The 577-nt window shown below is 32.1% G+C and carries 2 protein-coding genes; both read right to left on the reverse strand.

The annotated features are described in order from the left end of the window. On the reverse strand, positions 1-311 hold a 311-nt coding region (locus HGB55_RS15300), incomplete at its 3' end, for a type II toxin-antitoxin system HigA family antitoxin (RefSeq protein WP_168817962.1). A gap of 2 nt (positions 312-313) precedes the next feature. After that, a partial coding sequence (locus HGB55_RS15305) for a type II toxin-antitoxin system HigB family toxin (protein WP_168817964.1) occupies positions 314-577 on the reverse strand: 264 nt, incomplete at its 5' end.

Below are 577 nucleotides of genomic sequence, written 5' to 3' on the forward strand. Positions count from 1 at the left end.
TTAAGTTTTCTTATCATATTCAAAGTCAGTTTTCTTTTTTTATTTAGTATTTCACTTACTCTACTTTTAAAGCCAACAACTTCTGCTAAATCTTTTTGATTCATTCCCATTTGTTCCATTCGGAATTTAATTGCCTCGATAGGGTCGGGCATTCCAATTGGAAAATTCTCATTTTCATATCGGTCAATCAAGATTGAAAGGATTTCTAATGCGTCTCCTTCTTCCGTTCCTTTTTTTGCATCAAAAATATCTTCAAGTCTGTCGAGCGCTTTTTGATAGTCTTTTTCGTTTCTAATTGGTAATATTTTCATAATCAGATGTTATTTGCGTCAATTTTGTCATATTCTGCGTGAGTTCCAATAAACCTTATCCAGCATATTCCGTATTCAAAGTTGAATTTTACAATCAGGCGATAATTATTGCCTTTGATGTTGTAAACAATTCGATTGTCTTTTAAAATACTCGCACTTGGATATTCATTCTTTAAATCGTTAATGTTTTTCCATTCGGATTTTTCGGTTTCTCTATACCACGATTTTAATTGTTCCTCACAATCAGCGTGTTTTTCCCAATAATC

Source organism: Lutibacter sp. B1 (assembly GCF_012524075.1).
In the GTDB taxonomy this organism is placed as follows: domain Bacteria; phylum Bacteroidota; class Bacteroidia; order Flavobacteriales; family Flavobacteriaceae; genus Lutibacter.